General features: G+C 71.4%; 4 protein-coding genes. All 4 read left to right on the top strand.

The features are described 5' to 3' along the window. Positions 1–343: 343 nt before the first annotated feature. Positions 344–1,162 carry an indole-3-glycerol phosphate synthase TrpC gene (trpC, locus tag QH283_RS08515; RefSeq protein WP_280502475.1) on the top strand — a complete coding sequence of 273 codons (819 nt, stop codon included), beginning with the start codon at positions 344–346 and terminating at the stop codon, positions 1,160–1,162. Then, on the top strand, positions 1,162–2,454 hold the full coding sequence (gene trpB, locus QH283_RS08510) for a tryptophan synthase subunit beta (RefSeq protein WP_280502474.1): 1,293 nt from the start codon (positions 1,162–1,164) through the stop codon (positions 2,452–2,454). Before trpC ends, trpB begins: the two co-directional genes overlap by 1 nt. After that, on the top strand, positions 2,451–3,251 hold the full coding sequence (gene trpA / locus QH283_RS08505) for a tryptophan synthase subunit alpha (RefSeq protein WP_280502473.1): 801 nt from the start codon (positions 2,451–2,453) through the stop codon (positions 3,249–3,251). The genes trpB and trpA overlap by 4 nt, the downstream gene beginning before the upstream one ends. Positions 3,252–3,339: 88 nt before the next feature. Beyond that, the coding region (gene lgt, locus QH283_RS08500) for a prolipoprotein diacylglyceryl transferase (RefSeq protein WP_280502472.1) at positions 3,340–4,470 on the top strand (1,131 nt) is incomplete at its 3' end.

Below are 4,470 nucleotides of genomic sequence, written 5' to 3'. Positions count from 1 at the left end.
AGGGCCGGGACGGCCGCGGCGGCGCGACGGGGGAGGGCGGGCTGTCCGAGCGGGTGCTCTGGGGCGCTCTCGACGCGGGGGAGGACCCCACCGAGGACGATCCGCACGGCGGCGAGGGGCCGCCGGGCCGGGCTCGCTGAGGCGGCGCCGTCCGCCTCGCCCGTGCGCCCGCCGCCCGCGCGCGGGGTGATGCAGGTTACCGAACGCGGCACACACAGATCCCTGCCACCCCGCCGCCCGGACGGGATGACCGGCCATTTATTCTTTGTCAACATCGGTGAGACGGCGCCTTGGGGGATTCTCAGGCAGCAAGTGGCGTCTCCCAGGAAAGGATTCGAGCCAGATGACGGTACTCGACTCGATTCTCGACGGGGTTCGCGCGGACGTGGCCGCTCGTGAAGCCAGCCTGGATTTCGCGTCCATCAAGGCGGCCGCGGCGAAGGCTCCCGCGCCCCTCGATGCTCGGGCCGCTCTTCTGGAGGACGGCATCGGCGTCATCGCCGAGGTCAAGCGGGCCAGTCCCTCCAAGGGCGCGCTCGCCGACATCCCGGATCCGGCCTCGCTCGCCAAGGCGTACGCCGACGGCGGCGCGCGCGTGATCAGCGTGCTCACCGAGGGCAGGCGCTTCGGCGGCTCGCTCGACGACCTCGACGCCGTGCGCGCCTCGGTGAACATCCCGATCCTGCGCAAGGACTTCGTCGTCGGCCCGTACCAGATCCACGAGGCCCGCGCGCACGGCGCCGACGTGATCCTGCTGATCGTGGCCGCCCTCGAACAGGACGTGCTCGCCTCGCTCATCGACCGCACCGAGTCGCTGGGCATGACCGCCCTGGTCGAGGTGCACACCGAGGAGGAAGCCGACCGCGCGCTGGAGGCGGGCGCCTCGGTCATCGGTGTCAACGCGCGCAACCTCAAGACCCTCGAGGTCGACCGCGACGTGTTCGCGCGCATCGCCCCCGGCCTGCCCACCGAGGTGATCCGGGTCGCCGAGTCCGGCATCCGGGGCACCGCCGACCTGCTGGCCTACGCGGGCGCGGGCGCGGACGCCGTTCTCGTCGGCGAGGGCCTGGTGACCAGCGGCGATCCACGTGCCGCGGTGTCGGAACTGGTGACCGCGGGTACCCATCCCTCATGCCCGAAGCCTGCCCGGAGGGGGCGCTGATGACGTCGATGCAACTGCCCAAGGCCAGTGACGGCGTCGCCCATCCGAGCGCGCACGAACCCGATCACGGCGGCCACTTCGGCGTCTACGGCGGCAGGCATGTCCCCGAGGCGCTGATGGCGGTGATCGAGGAGGTCACCGCCGACTACGAGAAGTGCCGCTCGGACCGCACCTTCCTCGACGAGCTCGACCGCCTCCAGCGCGACTACACCGGCCGCCCGTCGCCGGTCTTCGAGTGCACCCGGCTGGCCGAGCACGCGGGCGGCGCGCGCATCGTGCTCAAGCGCGAGGACCTCAACCACACCGGCTCGCACAAGATCAACAACGTGCTCGGCCAGGTGCTGCTGGCCAAGCGCATGGGCAAGAAGCGTGTCATCGCCGAGACCGGCGCGGGCCAGCACGGCGTGGCCACCGCCACCGCCTGCGCGCTGCTCGGCCTGGACTGCGTGATCTACATGGGCGCGGTCGACACCGCCCGCCAGGCGCTGAACGTGGCGCGCATGCGCCTGCTCGGCGCCGAGGTGGTGGCCGTGTCCAGCGGCTCCGAGACCCTCAAGGACGCCATCAACGAGGCGCTGCGCGACTGGGTCACCAACGCCGAGGACACCTACTACTGCTTCGGCACCGCCGCGGGCCCGCATCCGTTCCCGATGATGGTGCGCGACTTCCAGCGCATCATCGGCCTGGAGGCTCGCGAACAGGTGCGCGCGCTCACCGGCAGGCTGCCCGACGCGGTCGCGGCCTGCGTGGGCGGCGGCTCCAACGCCATCGGCATCTTCCACGCCTTCCTCGACGATCCCGGCGTGCGCCTGGTCGGCTACGAGGCCGCGGGCGACGGTGTGGAGACCGGCCGCCATGCCGCCACCTTCACCGGCGGCACCCCCGGCGCCTTCCAGGGCGCCTACTCGTACCTGTTGCAGGACGAGGACGGCCAGACCATCGAGAGCCATTCCATCTCCGCCGGACTGGACTACCCGGGCGTCGGCCCCGAACACGCGCTGCTCAAGGACATCGGCCGCGCCGAGTACCGGCCGATCACCGACACCGAGGCGATGGACGCGCTGCTGCTGCTCAGCCGCAGCGAGGGCATCATCCCCGCCATCGAGTCCGCGCACGCGGTGGCGGGCGCGCTGAAGCTGGGCCGCGAGCTCGGCGAGGGCGCGATCATTCTGGTCAATCTGTCCGGCCGCGGTGACAAGGACATGGACACCGCCGCCCGCTGGTTCGGTCTGTTCGACGAAGCCGCGCCCGATCCCGCGCAGACCGACACCGGCAAGGAGTCCGACCAGTGAGCCAGCAGTCCCGTCTCGCCAACACCTTCGCCACCGCGCGCGCCGAACACCGCGCCGCGCTGATCGGCTACCTGCCCGCGGGCTATCCCGATCTCGACGCCTCGATCGCCACGGTGCGGGCGATGGTCGAATCCGGCTGCGACATCATCGAAGTGGGCGTGGCCTATTCCGATCCGGTGATGGACGGCCCCACCATCCAGGCCGCCGCCGAGCAGGCGCTGCGCGGGGGCGTGCGGGTGCGCGACGTGTTCAAGGTCGTGCAGGCCGTCGCCGACGCGGGCGGTCAGGCCGTGGTGATGACCTACTGGAATCCGGTGCTGGCCTACGGCGTGGACCGCTTCGCGCGCGATCTGGAGTCCGCGGGCGGCGCGGGCCTGATCACCCCCAATCTCATCCCCGAGGAAGCCGATGAGTGGTTCATCGCCTCGGCGACCCACAATCTCGACCGCATCTTCCTGGTCGCGCCCTCGTCCACCGAGGAGCGTCTGGTGAAGACGCTCGAGGCCAGCCGCGGCTTCGTCTACGCCGCCTCCACCATGGGCGTCACCGGTGCGCGTGACGTGGTCTCCTCGGCCGCGCCCGCGCTGTGCGCGCGTATCAGGGCGCACTCCGACATCCCGATCGGCGTCGGTCTCGGCGTGCGCGACGGCGCCCAGGCCGCCGAGATCGCCTCCTTCGCCGACGGCGTCATCGTCGGCTCCGCACTGGTCAGCGCGGCGGGCGAGGGCTTGGACGCGGTGCGCGCGCTGACCGCCGAACTGGCCGAGGGCGTGCGTTCGGCGACCGTCGCCTCCTGAGCCGGTTCCGGCTGGTCTCCCCGGAGCCGCACCGGCCGGGCAACCGGCCGGATCGCCTGCGGCACAGCGTCTCGACTACGGTGGCCTCGTGACCTTACGAAGCGATGTGCTGGCCTACATTCCCAGCCCCGCGCAGGGTGTGTGGAACCTCGGGCCGTTTCCGTTGCGCGCCTACGCCCTGTGCATCATCCTGGGCATCATCGTCGCCATCTGGTGGGGCGAGCGGCGCTGGCAGGCGCGCGGCGGCCGCGAGGGCACGGTGCTCGACGTGGCGATGTTCGCGGTGCCCTTCGGTCTGGTCGGCGGCAGGCTCTACCACGTGGCCACGGACTGGGAGAAATACTTCGGCGAGGGCGCGCGCCCGATCGAGGCCCTCTACATCTGGCAGGGCGGCCTGGGTATCTGGGGCGCGGTCCTCCTCGGCGGCATCGGCGCCTGGATTGCCTGCCGCATCTATCGGATCCCGTTGCCCGCCTTCGGCGATGCCATCGCCCCGCCCGTGCTGCTCGCCCAGGCCATCGGCCGCCTCGGCAACTGGTTCAACCAGGAGCTCTACGGTCGCGAGACCACCGTGCCGTGGGGGCTGGAGATCTATCCGCGCTTCGACGCCGAGGGCAACCCGGACGCGATGGCAGGGGTCTCCAACGGTGTGGTGGAGAAGATCGTCCACCCCACCTTCCTCTACGAGCTGCTGTGGAACGTGCTCGTGGTGGTGCTGCTCGTGCAGATCGACAAGCGCCTGCGCATCGGCCACGGCCGCCTGTTCGCGCTCTACGTGGCCGGCTACTGCTTCGGCCGCTTCTTCGTGGAACTGATGCGTGACGACGAGGCCACCGAGATCTTCGGCATCCGCATCAACAACTTCACCTCCGCGCTGGTGTTCCTCGCCGCCGTGGCCTACTTCGCGTTCGCGACCAAGGGGCGTGAGCATCCGAGCAGGCTGGCCCCCGGAGCCACCCCGCGCCCGTGGCCGTGGCAGCTGTCGGCCCTGCGCGCGGCCGGGGCCGAGGCGAACACCCCCGTCCCGGGGGAGGAGAAGGCGGCCCTCGACGACGAGGACGGGAAGGCCGCGTCCGAAGAGGCCGCCGAGGCCGTTTCCGATTCCGACGCCGCCACCGCCGCCACCGATGCCACCGCCGCCACCGACGCCACCGACGACGCAGGCAAGGATTCCGGCGACGCGAAGGCGGACGCCGGGGCCGCAGGCGGCAAGGCCGAC

Source organism: Nocardia farcinica (assembly GCF_029867845.1).
GTDB classification, from domain to species: domain Bacteria; phylum Actinomycetota; class Actinomycetes; order Mycobacteriales; family Mycobacteriaceae; genus Nocardia; species Nocardia farcinica_A.
This window is presented reverse-complemented; position numbering and strand designations above follow the sequence as displayed.